General features: G+C 63.1%; 14 protein-coding genes. 5 read left to right on the forward strand and 9 right to left on the reverse strand.

Annotated features, from left to right (window positions below; all coding sequences use genetic code 11):
- Positions 1-13 precede the first annotated feature (13 nt).
- The gene (locus WIR04_RS20105) at positions 14-553 is read left to right on the forward strand and encodes a gamma carbonic anhydrase family protein (protein ID WP_338889299.1); all 540 of its coding nucleotides are present in this window, start codon (positions 14-16) and stop codon (positions 551-553) included.
- 83 nt (positions 554-636) lie between these two features.
- Here the strand turns inward: WIR04_RS20105 and polA are convergent, their stop codons facing one another.
- A complete protein-coding gene (polA, locus tag WIR04_RS20110; RefSeq protein ID WP_338889302.1) occupies positions 637-3393 on the reverse strand; it encodes a DNA polymerase I in 2757 nt (918 codons plus the stop codon).
- A 400-nt stretch (positions 3394-3793) separates the two neighbouring features.
- On the opposite strand from polA, the gene elbB reads away from it, so the two are divergent.
- Positions 3794-4444, forward strand: coding sequence for an isoprenoid biosynthesis glyoxalase ElbB (gene elbB / locus WIR04_RS20115; protein WP_025325278.1), 651 nt, complete (start codon positions 3794-3796; stop codon positions 4442-4444).
- A 69-nt stretch (positions 4445-4513) separates the two neighbouring features.
- Here the strand turns inward: elbB and WIR04_RS20120 are convergent, their stop codons facing one another.
- From WIR04_RS20120 to WIR04_RS20135, 4 genes are all read right to left on the reverse strand, one after another.
- Positions 4514-4723 (reverse strand): cell division protein ZapB, encoded by a 210-nt coding sequence (locus WIR04_RS20120; protein ID WP_025325277.1) that lies wholly within the window; start codon positions 4721-4723, stop codon positions 4514-4516.
- Between the two features lie 235 nt (positions 4724-4958).
- Complete coding sequence (locus tag WIR04_RS20125; protein WP_290072142.1) at positions 4959-6239, reverse strand: hypothetical protein; 1281 nt, start codon at positions 6237-6239, stop codon at positions 4959-4961.
- 21 nt (positions 6240-6260) lie between these two features.
- Positions 6261-7040 (reverse strand): serine O-acetyltransferase, encoded by a 780-nt coding sequence (cysE, locus tag WIR04_RS20130; protein ID WP_025325275.1) that lies wholly within the window; start codon positions 7038-7040, stop codon positions 6261-6263.
- A gap of 8 nt (positions 7041-7048) precedes the next feature.
- Positions 7049-7960: a cation diffusion facilitator family transporter gene (locus WIR04_RS20135; RefSeq protein WP_338889312.1), complete on the reverse strand. Its 912-nt coding sequence runs from the start codon at positions 7958-7960 to the stop codon at positions 7049-7051.
- Between the two features lie 85 nt (positions 7961-8045).
- Here WIR04_RS20135 and WIR04_RS20140 point away from each other — a divergent pair, with 85 nt between their 5' ends.
- The 3 genes from WIR04_RS20140 (at position 8046) to trmL (ending at position 10636) form a co-directional block, all read left to right on the forward strand.
- Complete coding sequence (locus WIR04_RS20140) at positions 8046-8738, forward strand: response regulator (RefSeq protein ID WP_025325273.1); 693 nt, start codon at positions 8046-8048, stop codon at positions 8736-8738.
- Positions 8735-10090 carry an ATP-binding protein gene (locus tag WIR04_RS20145; protein ID WP_025325272.1) on the forward strand — a complete coding sequence of 452 codons (1356 nt, stop codon included), beginning with the start codon at positions 8735-8737 and terminating at the stop codon, positions 10088-10090. The genes WIR04_RS20140 and WIR04_RS20145 overlap by 4 nt, the downstream gene beginning before the upstream one ends.
- Before the next feature lie 81 nt (positions 10091-10171).
- Positions 10172-10636 carry a tRNA (uridine(34)/cytosine(34)/5-carboxymethylaminomethyluridine(34)-2'-O)-methyltransferase TrmL gene (trmL, locus tag WIR04_RS20150; protein ID WP_025325271.1) on the forward strand — a complete coding sequence of 155 codons (465 nt, stop codon included), beginning with the start codon at positions 10172-10174 and terminating at the stop codon, positions 10634-10636.
- 37 nt (positions 10637-10673) lie between these two features.
- Here the strand turns inward: trmL and dinF are convergent, their stop codons facing one another.
- The 4 genes from dinF to lexA form a co-directional block, all read right to left on the reverse strand.
- Complete coding sequence (gene dinF, locus WIR04_RS20155; RefSeq protein ID WP_338889316.1) at positions 10674-12032, reverse strand: MATE family efflux transporter DinF; 1359 nt, start codon at positions 12030-12032, stop codon at positions 10674-10676.
- A gap of 28 nt (positions 12033-12060) precedes the next feature.
- Positions 12061-12687: an SCO family protein gene (locus tag WIR04_RS20160; protein ID WP_338889318.1), complete on the reverse strand. Its 627-nt coding sequence runs from the start codon at positions 12685-12687 to the stop codon at positions 12061-12063.
- A gap of 214 nt (positions 12688-12901) precedes the next feature.
- On the reverse strand, positions 12902-13111 hold the full coding sequence (locus WIR04_RS20165) for a hypothetical protein (protein ID WP_234567867.1): 210 nt from the start codon (positions 13109-13111) through the stop codon (positions 12902-12904).
- 462 nt (positions 13112-13573) lie between these two features.
- On the reverse strand, positions 13574-14200 hold the full coding sequence (gene lexA, locus WIR04_RS20170; RefSeq protein ID WP_025325267.1) for a transcriptional repressor LexA: 627 nt from the start codon (positions 14198-14200) through the stop codon (positions 13574-13576).
- Between the last annotated feature and the right edge of the window lie 177 nt (positions 14201-14377).

Here is a 14377-nt window from a genome sequence, read left to right on the forward strand (position 1 = left end):
TGAGGAGGCCGAGATGGACTTGCGACTGAGATCCTACAAAGGAAAACGCCCACAACTGGGCAAACGGGTATATGTGGACCCCTGCGCCACCCTGGTGGGAGACATAGTGCTCGGCGACGATGCCAGCATCTGGCCCCTAGTGGCGGCACGGGGGGACGTGAACCACATTCGCATCGGCGCCCGCAGCAATGTACAGGACGGCACTGTTCTTCACCTCAGCCGCAGGAGCACCGCCAATCCCGACGGTTATCCCCTGCTGATCGGGGAAGACGTCACCGTGGGCCACAAGGCCATGCTGCACGGCTGCACCATAGGCAACCGGGTGCTGGTCGGCATGGGGGCCATACTGCTGGATGGGGTGGTCGTCGAGGATGATGTGATGATAGGTGCCGGCTCTCTGGTGCCACCGGGCAAGCGGCTCGCATCCGGCTTTCTCTACATGGGGAACCCGGCCAAGCAGGCGCGGCCGCTCAAGCCGGCAGAGATTGCCTTTCTGAAGACCTCGGCCGACAACTACGTCCTGCTCAAGGATGAGTATCTGCAAGAGGCTTGAGACAGACAGAGAACGGAAACAAGAAGCCCGGCATGCTGCCGGGCTTCTCTACTTATATAGCTAGCCAATCACTGTGGTCAGGATCAGTGGGCCTGATCCCAGTTGTCACCGGTTCCGGCTTCCACCACCAGCGGCACATGCAGCTCGGCTGCCGCGGACATCTTCTCCTTGATGAGGGCGATGTACTCCTCCAGCTTCTCCTCGCGGATCTCGAACACCAGTTCATCGTGAACCTGCATCAGCATGTGGATGGAGCCATCGGTAATGCCCCGGATCCAGCCATCGACGGCGATCATGGCGCGCTTGATGATGTCGGCGGCCGTGCCCTGCATGGGAGCGTTGATCGCCGCCCGCTCCGCCGCCTTGCGCAGGCCGGCGTTGCGGGACTTGATGTCCGGCAGGTAGAGGCGACGGCCGAACAGGGTCTCGACATAGCCCTGGGCTTCCGCCTGCTGGCGGGTGCGCTCCATGTACTCCAGCACGCCCGGGTAGCGTTCGAAGTAGAGATCCATGTACTTCTGCGCCTCGGCACGGCCGATCCCCAGCTGCTTGGCCAGACCGAAGGCACTCATGCCATAGATGAGGCCGAAGTTGATCGCCTTGGCGCTGCGGCGCATGTCTGTGGTGACCGCATCGAGCGCCGCGCCGAACACCTCGGCGGCGGTCGCCTTGTGGATGTCCTTGCCCTCGGCAAAGGCGGTCAGCAAGCCCTGGTCACCGGAGAGGTGCGCCATGATGCGCAGCTCAATCTGGGAATAGTCCGCCGCCACCAGCTTGTAACCGGCGCTCGGGATGAAGGCCTGCCGGATCCGGCGCCCCTGCTCGTTGCGCACAGGGATGTTCTGCAGGTTGGGATCGGTGGAGGAGAGCCGGCCGGTCGCCGCCACCGCCTGATGATAGGAGGTGTGCACCCGCCCGGTCTGGGGCTTGATCATCAGCGGCAGCTTGTCGGTATAGGTGGACTTGAGCTTGGCGAGACCGCGGTGCTCCATCAGCAGGCGCGGCAGATCATAGGTCTCCGCCAATTCCGCCAGCACCTCTTCGGCGGTGGACGGGGCGCCCTTGGGGGTCTTCTTGAGGACGGGCAGCCCCAGCTTGACGAACAGTATCTCGCCGAGCTGCTTGGGCGAGGAGAGGTTGAACTCCTGCCCGGCCAGCTCGTGCGCCTGCCGCTCCAGCTCCGCCAGACGTACTTCGATCTCCTGGCTCTGCTGGTGCAGCAACTTGGGATCTATGGTGGTACCCATCAGCTCCATCCTGGCCAGCACCGGCAGCAGGGGCAGTTCGATCTCGGTGAATACCTTGGCAAGCGTGGGCTGTTTGCTCAGTTCGCCCCACAGCGTCTGGTGCAGGCGCAGGGTGATGTCGGCATCTTCCGCCGCATAGGGTGCGGCCTGCTCCAGTTCGATCTGGTTGAAGGTGAGCTGCTTGGCCCCCTTGCCGGCGATCTCTTCGAACGAGATGGTGTCGACGCCCAGATACTTCCTGGCCAGGGAGTCCATGTCGTGGCGGCTGGCGGTGGAGTTGAGCACATAGGATTCGAGCATGGTGTCGAAGGCGATGCCCTGCAGATCGATGCCGTGGTTCTGCAGCACGTTGCGATCGTACTTGAGGTTCTGGCCAATCTTTGGACGAGCAGGATCTTCCAGCAGCGGCTTGAGCTTGCCCAGCACCTGCTGTTCGGTCAGCTGGGTCGGCGCCCCCAGATAGTCGTGGCCGAAGGGAACATAGGCCGCCTTGCCCGGCTCGATGGCGAACGACACGCCGACCACTCGCGCCTCCATGTAGTCGAGACTGGTGGTCTCGGTGTCGAAGGCAAACAGTGGCGCCGCCTGCAACTGTGCCAGCCAGTCGTCGAACTCGGCCTCCTCCAGGATGCAGCGGTAGTCGGTTTCGATGACGGCAACAGGAGCAGCGGCATCATCAGCGACCTCTTCCTGCCCGGCGCCCTCTTCACCACCGGACTCCAGCTCCTTGATCAGGTTCCGCAGTTCGTACTCACGGTAGACCGCCAGCAGGGACTCCTTATCGATCGGGCCCAGCTCCAGCTCTTCGAGACTCTGCTCCAGCGCCACGTCGGTCTTGATGGTTGCCAGCTGGTAGGAGAGGCGTACCTGCTCTTCCTGCTCGCGGAACTTGTCGGCAAACGCCTTGGAGCCACGAAAGCCGAGGGCGGCGACCTTGTCCAGGTTGGCGGCGATCTGATCGATGCTGCCTATCCCCTGCAACAGCGCCTGGGCCGTCTTCTCACCCACCCCTGCCATGCCGGGAATGTTGTCCACCTTGTCACCCATCAGGGCCAGGTAGTCGATGATGAGCTCGGGGGGCACGCCGAACTTCTCGATCACCCCTTCCCGATCGGTCTTCACATCCTTCATGGTGTCGATCAGGGTGACATGGTCGGAGACCAGCTGCGCCATGTCCTTGTCGCCGGTGCTGATGAGCACGGGCAGCTGTTTCTCGGTCGCCTGGCGGGCGAGCGTGCCGATCACGTCGTCGGCCTCGACCCCTTCGACCATCAGGAAGGGGAAGCCCATCGCCTTGATCATCTGGTGAATGGGAGCGACCTGGCTGCGCAGATCGTCCGGCATGCTGGCGCGGGTCGCCTTGTACTCCGGGTAGATGTCGTCACGGAAGGTCTTGCCCTTGGCGTCGAACACCACGGCCACATGGCTGTCGGGGTATTGCTTGCGCAGGCTGCGCATCATGTTGGCCATCACCCGGACGGCGCCGCTTGGCAAACCGGTCGATGTGCGCAGATCGGCCTGCTGGGAGGCGAAGAAGGCGCGATAAAGATATGAAGAGCCGTCGACCAAGATAAGGGGATTGCTAGGGGCCATGAAATCGTCCTGCCAGGAATAAACAGTCGCTAGGATGCCACAGGGCCCGCGGCACACCAAGGGGCTGGCCGCCTCCCATTCGTACCATTAAGCACCCTCCAACCTGTGGATAACTCTGTGCTCAAAAATGGACTCATGGCTGCACCATGGTGGCAAAGCTGTGGATTAAAAACAAAAAGATCATATAAAACAGTGCATTGAGATCGTAAAAACAAACCATGAGGCCTTCATCATGATCTCGATCAATGTGGAAAAAAATTCAAGGGGGTCAACGAGGCAGGATCCAAAACGAAACAATCCTAGCACAGCAAGATGACTTGACCAGTGGAGGGCGAACGATAACCATACAAAAGTACAACAATCTACCCTGGCTCACATTTTCAACAACGAGGAGTCTGCCATGAAAAAAGTGGCCGTGATCTTGAGTGGCTGTGGCGTGTTTGATGGCGCCGAGATCCATGAAGCCGTCATCAGCCTGCTGGCACTGGCCCGTCAGGGCGCCACCACCCAGTGCTTCGCGCCCGACGTGCCTCAATTGCACGTCATCAACCACCTGACCGGCGAGGTGAGCGAGGGGGAGAGCCGCAACGTGCTGGTCGAGGCTGCCCGTATCTGCCGTGGCCAGATCAGGAATGTGGCCGAGCTGGATGCGGCCGATTTCGATGCCCTGCTGGTGCCCGGTGGCTTTGGCGCCGCCAAGAATCTGTGCGACTTCGCCGTCCAGGGTGCAAACTGCCAGATCCAGCCCGATGTGCTGAAGGCGTGCCAGAGCTTTGCCAGGGCCCGCAAACCGGCGGCCTACATCTGCATAGCGCCAGCCATGATACCCCTCATCTATGGCGCCGGCACCCTGGCCACCATAGGCCATGACGAGGGCGCCGCCAACGCCATCGAAGCCATGGGAGGCAGCCATCTCAACTGCCCGGTCAGCGAGTTCGTGGTGGATCAGGAACGCAAGGTCATCTCGACTCCCGCTTATATGCTGGCAAACAACATAGTGGAAGCGGCCGATGGCATAGAGAAGACGGTCAAGCAGCTGCTCACTATGTAGCACCCGGCCGGAAAACAAGCGGGCCGCTCAAAGAGCGGCCCGCTTTCATTCCAGTCAGTCAAGACGGGATCAGATGGCATCGCCCATCTGGTCCATCTTGCCCAGCAGGGCGCGCAGACGTTCCTGCCAGGCAACGTGCTCGTTGCGCAGCTGATGGTTCTCGTCTTGCAGCTTGTTGTTCTGCTCTTTCAGCTCGTCCAGCTCCATTTTCAGCAGGGAGATGTTGTCGACGGCGGATTGTACTTTGGATTCGAGTTGCTCAAGGACTTCTAGTGACATATGCATACCTGTATGTTCAATTGCGATGCCCCACAGGGGGCGATTCAAGCGCGTGAAGCCAGCATACCCTGATGCGCTCGGCACAAACAAGCCAACGCGTTGCAAAATGCGCCCTCCGTGCCGGTATTGCTTAAATATGCGTCGGATTTTCTCGCAGGGGGCAGGAACCGCGATCCGGGACGCCCGCCGCCGCGTCACGGCCCCCAGCGAACCGGATCCTCTCCCACCCTAAGCATCAGCCATGCAGGGCGATGAAGCCCCCCATCAGCAGACAGGCCACCCCGTACATCAGCAGTCCGTAGAGCAGGTTCCAGCGCAGCAGCAGCCCGGCGCTCAGGTTGTAGCGAGAGGCCAGCGCCAGGTTGGAGCCGGACAGCGGGCTGGTGCCGGTGGCGAGCCCCCACCCCAGAAGGAAGCACATGCCGAGCAGGCTGGGATCCGGTGACAGCGGCCACAACAAGGGGGCCACCCCCGAGATGCTGATGAGGGGATGCACGCCTATGATGGCGACCAGGAAGATAAGCAGCAGGGTGAGGGATGCCTCAAGCCAGCCGAAGTGGTTGAACAGCGGCAGACCGTGACCGGCACCGAAGTCGATGACAGAGAGGGCGCTGTTGATGCCGGCAGCCAGCAGGCCAGCCCCCAGAAACAGCACCAGCTGGCCGCCGATGGCGGGGAAACGCTCCACCACCTGTCGCTTGAGGGCCGCCCCGCGTCCCTGGCCTGGCATGAAGAGCAGTGCCAGCAAGGGGGCCACCAGCGCGATCACCGCCAGAATGCTGAGCCCGGGCCAGAGCCTGTGTATCAGCAGCACCAGCAGCGCCAGGGTCACCGGCAACCCCAGGGTCTGCAACCTCAGGGGATAGCCTTCGAAGTCTGCCACCCCGAGCCGCTCCACCTGCCAGGCCGTCAGTCCCATGGCCAGCAGGGCGGCAAGAATGCCAAACGGCAGTATGCTGGCCAGCTGCAGGCCGGGGGCGTAAGTGAGGGCCACCGCCATGGCGACGAAGAAGGGTGACCAGAAGGCAGCGGCGCAGAAGATCCGGCTCAGCACCATGACCTGGCGCCGCTCAAGGGTACCATTGCGCTCCAGCCGATCGCCGATGATGAAGAGCACAGAAAGGTTGATGACGGCACCGAGCAGGTTGAGGCTGGCCATGGTGCTCCACAGCCCCTTGCGACCGGACCAGGAGGCGGCGCCGGTCAGCAGACCCGAGGTGGCGAGGTTGAGGGTGCTGACGGCGGCAAACATGGTGAGCATGTTGATGTTGGGCAGCAGCCAATCCCCGGGACTGAGGCTGGCCCCGCGCCACCAGGAGAAGATCAGCAGCAGCAGTGCCGCCCCATAGAGCGCCAGTGCCTGACGACGGGCGGCGCCCACCAGCCAGGGCCAGGTGAGCAGGGAGGCGGCCCAGGCTGCGACGGCGGCCGGCCAGGGGGAGAATCCCAGATAGAGGTGCAGCAGGTTGAGCAGCCACATCCCCAGGATCAGATAGCCTGACCAGCGCTTGACCATACAACGGCCTCGGTCAGGGGATCAGAGACACTGATCCATGTCCAGGGAGGGTTTGTCGCACTCGGGTCGGCCCACTATCTTGGCGGGCACGCCGGCGACCGTGGTGTGGGGTGGCACCGGATTGATCACCACGCTGCCGGCCCCTATCTTGGCGCCGACCCCCACCTCTATGTTGCCGAGCACCTTGGCGCCCGCCCCTATCATCACCCCTTCGCGGATCTTGGGATGGCGGTCGCCACTCTCCTTGCCGGTGCCCCCCAGGGTCACGCTCTGCAGGATGGAGACGTCGTTCTCGATCACCGCGGTCTCCCCGACCACTATGCCGGTGGCGTGGTCAAACATGATGCCCTTGCCGATCCGCGCGGCCGGGTGCACGTCGACCCCGAACACTACTGAGATCTGGTTTTGCAGGTAGAGCGCCAGCGAGCGACGCCCCTGGCGCCACAGCCAGTTGGCGACCCGGTAGCCCTGGAGGGCATGGAACCCCTTGAGGTAGAGCAGCGGCGTCGAGAAGAGGTCGACGGCGGGATCCCTGTCCTGCACGGCGCAGATGTCGGCGGCCACAGCGGCCAGCAACTCGGGTTCGCTGCGCAGGGCCAGCTCGATCACCTCGCGCAGGGCAATGGCCGGCATTGTGGTGCTGTCGAGCTTGTTGGCGAGCTGGAAGCTCAGCGCCGAGCGCAGATCACTGTGATTGAGAATGGTGGAGTGAAAGAAGCTGGCCAGCATGGGCTCCTGGGCCGCCATGCTCTGCGCTTCCTGCTGAATTTTTTGCCACGTCTGGGCAACCAGATCATCCATGTTGCAGCCTACTGTTGTTCAGGGTGAGTGCCTTGTTGTTCTTTTGTCAGCACCGAGATGGGGTCCATGTGAATGATCACCTCCATCCGCTCAAAGGACTGGCGGACCGCCAGTTCAGCCTCGTCGGCTATCTGATGGGCCTGGACCAGGGGCAGTTGATCATCCAGTTCCAGATGCAGCTGCACGAAGCGGGTCGGCCCGGATTGACGGGTACGCAGATCATGTACGCCATGCACCCCCTCTACGGCACAGCAGAGCGCCATTATTCTCGCTTGTTCTTCCTCTGGCAACTGACGATCGAGCAGGGCCTGTACCGATTCGTAGCCAATATGGGCGGCCCCCCACACCAGGAATAGCCCGATCAGGATGGCAAACAGGCCATCGGCCCAGTGCCACCCCTGCCCCGCCATCACCAGCGCCACCAGGACACCGGCATTGAGCAGCAAGTCCGAGCGGTAGTGCAGCATGTCGGCCTTGATGGCCACGCTGTTGGTCTTGCGAATGACGAGACTCTGGAAGCTCACCAGCAGCAATGTCAGCAGGATGGAGCCGGCACTGACCCAGATCCCGGCCTCGAGCCGCACCACGGGAACCTGGTTCAGCATCGACGAGATGCCATGCATCATCAGCAGCAGGGCAGAGCCCGAGATGAAGGCCGACTGGATCAGACCCGCCAGGGACTCCGCCTTGCCATGGCCGAAGCGATGCTCCTCGTCGGCGGGGGCCAGTGCATACCGGATGGCCAGCAGGTTGATGATGGAGGCGCTCACATCCATGAAGGAGTCGGTGAGGGACGCCAGCAGGCTGGAAGAGTCCGTCATCAACCAGGCGATCAGCTTGCCCAGGATCAGCAGAGTGGCGGTGACGACCGCCGCCGTGCTGGCCAGGGTGACCCAGCGGGAATAGTGTTGGTGGCTCAAAACCGGCTTTCCTCTGACGCGTAAAAACTTATTATACCCTGACCCGAACCTCAGTTTGGCGTGCAAAATCAACGGAGTGACCCGAATGAACAAAATACTCCTGGTCGACGACGATCTCGAACTGACCCAGCTGCTCACCGAAATCCTGACCCTGGAAGGGTTTGACGTCACCGTCGCCGAGGATGGGGAGGAGGGGCTGCTGCGGCTGGCAGAGCAGGCATTCGATCTGGTGTTGCTGGACGTCATGATGCCCAGACTCAACGGGTTCGCCATGCTGACCAGGCTGCGCAAGACCCACGACACCCCTGTGCTGATGCTGACCGCCCGGGGCGACAGCCAGGACAGGGTCAACGGGCTCGAAGCGGGGGCCGATGACTATCTGGCCAAGCCCTTCGACGACAGGGAACTGCTGGCGCGGGTGCGCGCCATCTTGCGCCGCACCCAGAATCCCTCCCCCCAGCGCGGCACCTCCGACGAGCTGCGCTTCATGGATCTGGTGCTGCAACCCGGCCTGCAGCAGGCCCGCTGCGACGATCAGCTGCTGGAGCTCACCGCCACCGAGTTCGGCCTGCTGGAGTGCCTGCTGCGCAGCCCGGGCCAGATCGTCAGCAAGAACCTGTTGTCCGAACAGGTGCTTGGCAAGAAGCTCGAGCCCTTCGATCGGGCCATCGACATGCACCTGAGCAACCTGCGCAAGAAGCTGCCTGAACGCAGCGATGGCCAGCCCCGCTTCAAGACGGTGCGTGGCCGAGGCTACCTCTGGCTGGAGCAGGCATGAAACCGGCCCGCACCTTCAATGGCCTCTCCACCCAGATCTTCCTCTGGTTCTGGTTCATGCTGCTGCTCGTGCTGGCCGCCGTGGTGACACTGCCCACCCTGGATCCCCGCAACACCATCCCCCTGCCCGAGCACGAGATGGCCAGGATGAACAACAACCTGCGAGCGCTGCAGGCCGGTGCCGACCCGAACCAGGATTTCGATCTGCAACAGGCCATCACAGCGGCCGGGCTGTTGCCGGTAGACAACGTCTACCTGCGTGACGCCAAGGGCCAGATGCAATCCACCACCCGGCTGAGCAAGTTCGTCATCCGCTTCATGCTGGACGCCGACAACCCGGCCAAGCCCATGCTGGGCAGCGAACACCAGCGGGCCATCGCCGGCCCCTTCCAGATGCAGCATCACGGCCAGAGCTACCACGTCTACTTCGGGCTCAACGTCGAAAACTCCTATCTGTTCCTGTTTATCCAGATCTTGGATCACCCCATCCAGATCCTGGGCATCGCCATGCTGGTCAGCACCCCCCTCTGTCTGCTGCTGGCCTGGCGGCTGACCCGCCCCATACTGCAGTTGCAGCAGTCGGTCTCCCAGTTGGCGCAGGGCAAGCTGGAGACGCGGATCCCCAACCTGGGGCGGCGGGACGAGATAGGTCAGCTGGCGGATCATGTCAGCCACATGGTGGACACCCTCAAGCGCATGATCCAGAAGCAGAAACAGTTGCTGTCAGACATCTCGCACGAACTGCGCAGCCCCCTCACCCGCATTCAGCTGGCGCAGGCCTTGATCCGCCGCAAGCAGGGGGACAGCTCGGAGCTCGCGCGGATCGAGAGCGAAATCGCCCGGCTCGACAAGCTGATCGGTGACCTGCTGGATCTGTCCCGGGTCCAGCAGCACGTGGAAGCCCCGGTGACCCTGCCCCTGGCGGATCTGCTGGAGCCCATACTGGACGATGCCATGTTCGAGGCCAATCAGAATGGCAAGCAGCTCAGGCTGCCGCCGCTGCCGACCGAGTCGCTGCGGATGTGGCCAGAGCTGCTGGCGAGGGCCCTGGAGAACCCGCTGCGCAATGCGCTCAAGTATGCCCGCGAGTTCATCAAGGTGGATTGGTATCAGGAGGGACGGGAGTGGGTAATGACCATCAGGGATGACGGCCCCGGCGTGCCGGTGGAGCAGCAGCCCATGCTGTTCCTGCCCTTCTTCCGGGTCGACGATGCCCGCAACGCCAAGACAGGCGGCACCGGGCTCGGCCTCGCCATCGCCGCCGAGGCGATCCAGCGCCATGGCGGCACCATCAAGGCCAGCAACAATCACCCGACCGGGCTCGTCATCACCATACGCCTGCCCATGGTGTGAGCCACCCCTTTTCATCGGCACGGGCGCTGGGTATGCTGACGCCCGTTTCGCACCACCCCAGCCCCGCATCAGGATCCCGTCATGCTCGACATAGTGCTCTATCAACCGGAAATCCCGCCCAACACCGGCAATATCATCCGCCTCTGTGCCAACACCGGCTACCGGCTGCACCTGATAGAGCCCCTGGGTTTCGCCTGGGATGACAAGCGGGTGAAGCGGGCCGGACTCGACTATCACGAGTTTGCCGAGGTGAAGCGCTGGCCGAGCTATGAGGCCTTCCTCGCGGCCGTGGCCCCCAGGCGGGTGTTCGCCTGCACCACCAAGGGACGCACCGCTCACTCGGCGGCGCAGTTTGCCCCGGGGGATGCCCTGCTGTTCGGGCCAGAGAGTCGCGGGTTGCCGGCGGAGATCATAGAGAGCCTGCCGTTCGAGCAGCGGCTGCGCATTCCCATGTTGCCCCAGAGCCGCAGCATGAATCTGGCCAACGCGGTCGCGGTCTTCGTCTACGAGAGCTGGCGCCAGTTCGGCTATGAGGGATCCCTCTAGCCTCCGTCGGCGCGGCGACGCAGCCCATGAGACTCCGTCAGGCGGGCTCCCGGCCTTGACCCAGCAGGCGGCCGTCGCGCTCCAGGTGCCAGCATAGCCAGCCCAGGGTCAGACCCCGCCCTGTCATCAGCGCCGCCATGGCGGCCCACAAGGCCGCCACGCCCCATCCCTGGCACAACCACCAGATAGGGAAGAAGCCGGCAAACACCGCCACCAGCATGCTGTTGCGCATCTCCCGGGCCCGGGTGGCCCCGATGAAGACCCCATCCAGCAGGAAGCACCAGACCGCCAGCAAAGGCATGGCGATGAGCCAGGGCAGTTGGCGGTTTGCCTCGGCGATCACCGCAGGGATATCGGTGATATGGGCGATGAGCTGCCGCCCTCCCAGGGCAAACCCCAGGGCGAAGGCGAGCGCGATCAGCAAGGCCCAGCCCAGGTTGAGGACTATGGCCTCCCGCAGCCCCTGCCTGTCCCGCCGTCCTATGGCGCGCCCCACCATGGCTTCCACCGCATAGGCGAAGCCGTCCAGCCCGTAGGAGATCAGCATCAGGAAGTTGAGCAACACCGCATTGGCGGCCACCGCCACGTCCCCCAGCCTGGCACCCTGCAGGGTCATGAAGGCGAAACAGAGCTGCAGGCAGAGGGAGCGGATGAAGATGTCCCTGTTCAGCCCGAGCAGCCGCCGCACCGCAGGCCATCGCCACCAGCGCGACCAGGCGTCCTGCCACACCTCGGCCGAGAGATGGTGCAGGCGGCGGCTCACCAGCCAGAGCCCCACCCCGAGCGAGCTGTAGTCCGCCAGCAGGGAGGCGGCTGCCACCCCCCTGACCTGCCAGCCGAGCCCCAGCACGAACCAGGCATCCAGCACCATGTTGACCAGATTGCTCAGGATCAGCAGCAACATGGGGCTGCGCGCATCCTGCATGCCCAGCAGCCAGCCCATGATGACCAGGTTGCACAGGGCCGCCGGGGCGCTCCAGATCCGCACCGAGACATAGTCTCCGGCATAGCCCTGCACCTCGGGGGATCCCCCGCTGAGCCCTATGATGGCCGGCAAGAAAGGCAGCACCAGCAGCAACAGGGCCAGCCCCAGCCCGATGGCGAGGCCGAGCGCCCGCGCCAGGGTGTCCAGCTGCCCCTCGGCGCTGGCGGCGCCCTGAGCCTGGGCGGTCAGGCCAGTGGTGGACATGCGCAGGAAGCCGAGCAGCCAGAAGAGGAGGTTGATGAGGGTCGCCCCGACCGAGACGCCCCCGAGGAACCAGGCCTGACCAAGATGACCGATCACCCAGGTATCCACCAGGCCGAGCAAGGGGGTGGTGACGTTGGAGAACACCATGGGCAGGGCCAGGGCAAACACGGCCCGGTGGCGACGAGGATCCCTCAGCCAGGACGGCATCAAACCAAGCACGATAGGCGCCGGTGACTCACTCGTCGGCCAGCCGCACTATGCGTGCGAAGTCGGAGACCATGGTCTGCATGTCCACATGAGGCACCTCACCCGGGGCCACCTTGGGACGGAACATGGCCACCAGCTTGCCTTCGGGGCTGATCAGCACGATCGAGGCCGAGTGGTCGATGAGGTAATCCTTGCGCTCGCTCTCCACGATGGAATAGACGAGGCCAAGGTTGCGCACCAGGGGGAAGAGGGCACGGTGGGGGCCGGTCACTGCCTTGAACTCCGGATGGAAGAAGGCGGTATAGCTCTTGAGGCGGGGGCTGTCATCCCGCTGGGGATCCGCCGAGACGAAGACCACCTGGCTGCTGGGCGAGACCTTCTTCAGATCCGGGTAGATGGAACGCAGATCCGCCAAGGCGGTCGGGCAGACATCGGGACAATAGGTGTAGCCTATGAACAGGAAGGTCCAGTGCCCCGCCAAGTTGGCGGCGGTGAAGGGCTTGCCATCCCCATCCGTGAGGGTGAAGGGGTTGATGTCACGCCCTACCGGATAATAATCCGCCTGCGCAGGAAGTGAGGGTTGGCTCCAGTAATAAGCCGCCATTATGCTGCCGACGAAGAGCAACAACAGCAGGGAAAAACGTGGTTTAACCATATAAAACAGAACCTTGCTAGTTCAACCAGCCGGATGGCGGGGCCAATGAGGGGCTATTGTAACCCGCCCGGCCCCGTTCCTGCCTAGTCCTGAGTCCGGATCCCGGGCAGGAAAGGGCCCCGTAGGGAGGAAACTGCAGCTATCTCCGGGCAATGGCGGGGATAAAGAAAAGCCCCACACCGGGTGGGGCTCACACACTGTTCGGGGGACGGGCTCAGGGCCGCAGTCTGCGCTGCCCCTGGGGGCGCCGGATAGTGGCGCGCAGCGGGATGACCGGGGCCGTCCAGGGGGCATCTGGCAAACCTATGTCGTGGTGGCGGCGGAACAGACGAACCAGGCGGACAATCTTGTCCTTGGGGCACCCCAGCCAGATGGTCCAGCCATCGCCCTTGTGATACACCCAGAGCGCATAAAACCACGTCATCCGACTGCCCTTGATGAATCGGGTGATGGAGGATGCGGGGGTTGCGGTTGCGGCCGGACCCGGATCCCACGGCGAGCTTGAAGCCATACCTGTCCTCCTTGCTCAACAGGCCACGCCGACCAGTGCGAATGCCATCGGGATGGCAGACCAGGCACCGTCGCGTACTGACTGTATTGAGTCGTCCTGCTGCCTGACGACTCTCCCTGTCCCGCACCGCCCCAGCCGTGATGCATCCCTGCGATCCATGCTGACCTGGCGGCACACTCAAGGTCATGGCGGTTATCCGGCCATGACACTGCGGGCCTTCTCAAAGGATATATCCGAAATGCATGATCCGTGGCGGTACTGTTTGCGGTGGATCTGGGCGGCGGCAATGGCGGGGATCGGGGAGGAAAGAACGGCGGGAAAAAACGGCACAAACGAAGGGGCCTCCCGCAGGAGGCCCCTCGGCATGTCCGATGCTTACATCCAGTCGGCGTTGCGAATGACCCCGACCGCCAGCCCTTCGATAGTGAGGTGCTGGCTGGAGAGATCCACCTCGATGGGGGAGAGATCCTCGTTCTCCGGCAGCAGCCACACCTGGCTACCCTTGCGCTGGAAGCGCTTGACGGTGACGTCTTCATCGAGACGCGCCACCACCACCTGGCCGTTGCGCACCTCCTGGGTCTTGTGCACCGCCAGCAGATCCCCGTCCATGATGCCGATGTTCTTCATGCTCATGCCCTGCACCCGCAACAGGAAGTCTGCCCGCGGATGGAACAGGGCGGGATCCACCTGATAGTGGCTCTCTATGTGCTCCTGGGCCAGGATGGGCTCGCCGGCCGCGACCTTGCCGATCAGCGGCAGGCCGTTCTCTTCTGGCGCGGCCTCCTCTTCCTCGAGCAGCAGGCGGATGCCGCGGGAGGTGCCGGGCATGATCTCGATGACCCCTTTCTTGGCCAGGGCCTTCAGATGTTCCTCGGCCGCATTGGCCGACTTGAAGCCAAGCTTCTGGGCGATCTCGGCGCGAGTCGGCGGCATGCCGGTCTCGCTCATGTTCGCCTTGATAAGCTCCAGCACTTCAGCCTGGCGGGGGGTAAGGGGTTTCATAGCATTGGCACCTGTCTTTTTATACAGCACACTGGCAGTATATACAGTGCTGTGGCCAAGGCAAGGCGTTGCTGATATTTGTCCCCGCCTTGTCGCAAAAATCCCGCACCTTCTATCCTGAAAAGGCACTCATCCTACCTCTCGGCGACAAGCCGTCGGTGATTTGCTATGCTCACG

It is taken from the genome of Aeromonas rivipollensis (genome assembly GCF_037811135.1).
GTDB lineage: Bacteria > Pseudomonadota > Gammaproteobacteria > Enterobacterales > Aeromonadaceae > Aeromonas > Aeromonas rivipollensis.

Excerpts from the sequence above, each read along its gene's own strand:
- WIR04_RS20105 (WP_338889299.1), top strand. The coding sequence starts at position 14 with ATGGACTTGCGACTGAGATCCTACAAAGGAAAACGCCCACAACTGGGC.
- polA (WP_338889302.1), bottom strand. The coding sequence starts at position 3,393 with ATGGCCCCTAGCAATCCCCTTATCTTGGTCGACGGCTCTTCATATCTT.
- elbB (WP_025325278.1), top strand. The coding sequence starts at position 3,794 with ATGAAAAAAGTGGCCGTGATCTTGAGTGGCTGTGGCGTGTTTGATGGC.
- WIR04_RS20120 (WP_025325277.1), bottom strand. The coding sequence starts at position 4,723 with ATGTCACTAGAAGTCCTTGAGCAACTCGAATCCAAAGTACAATCCGCC.
- WIR04_RS20125 (WP_290072142.1), bottom strand. The coding sequence starts at position 6,239 with ATGGTCAAGCGCTGGTCAGGCTATCTGATCCTGGGGATGTGGCTGCTC.
- cysE (WP_025325275.1), bottom strand. The coding sequence starts at position 7,040 with ATGGATGATCTGGTTGCCCAGACGTGGCAAAAAATTCAGCAGGAAGCG.
- WIR04_RS20140 (WP_025325273.1), top strand. The coding sequence starts at position 8,046 with ATGAACAAAATACTCCTGGTCGACGACGATCTCGAACTGACCCAGCTG.
- WIR04_RS20145 (WP_025325272.1), top strand. The coding sequence starts at position 8,735 with ATGAAACCGGCCCGCACCTTCAATGGCCTCTCCACCCAGATCTTCCTC.
- trmL (WP_025325271.1), top strand. The coding sequence starts at position 10,172 with ATGCTCGACATAGTGCTCTATCAACCGGAAATCCCGCCCAACACCGGC.
- dinF (WP_338889316.1), bottom strand. The coding sequence starts at position 12,032 with ATGCCGTCCTGGCTGAGGGATCCTCGTCGCCACCGGGCCGTGTTTGCC.
- WIR04_RS20160 (WP_338889318.1), bottom strand. The coding sequence starts at position 12,687 with ATGGTTAAACCACGTTTTTCCCTGCTGTTGTTGCTCTTCGTCGGCAGC.
- WIR04_RS20165 (WP_234567867.1), bottom strand. The coding sequence starts at position 13,111 with ATGACGTGGTTTTATGCGCTCTGGGTGTATCACAAGGGCGATGGCTGG.
- lexA (WP_025325267.1), bottom strand. The coding sequence starts at position 14,200 with ATGAAACCCCTTACCCCCCGCCAGGCTGAAGTGCTGGAGCTTATCAAG.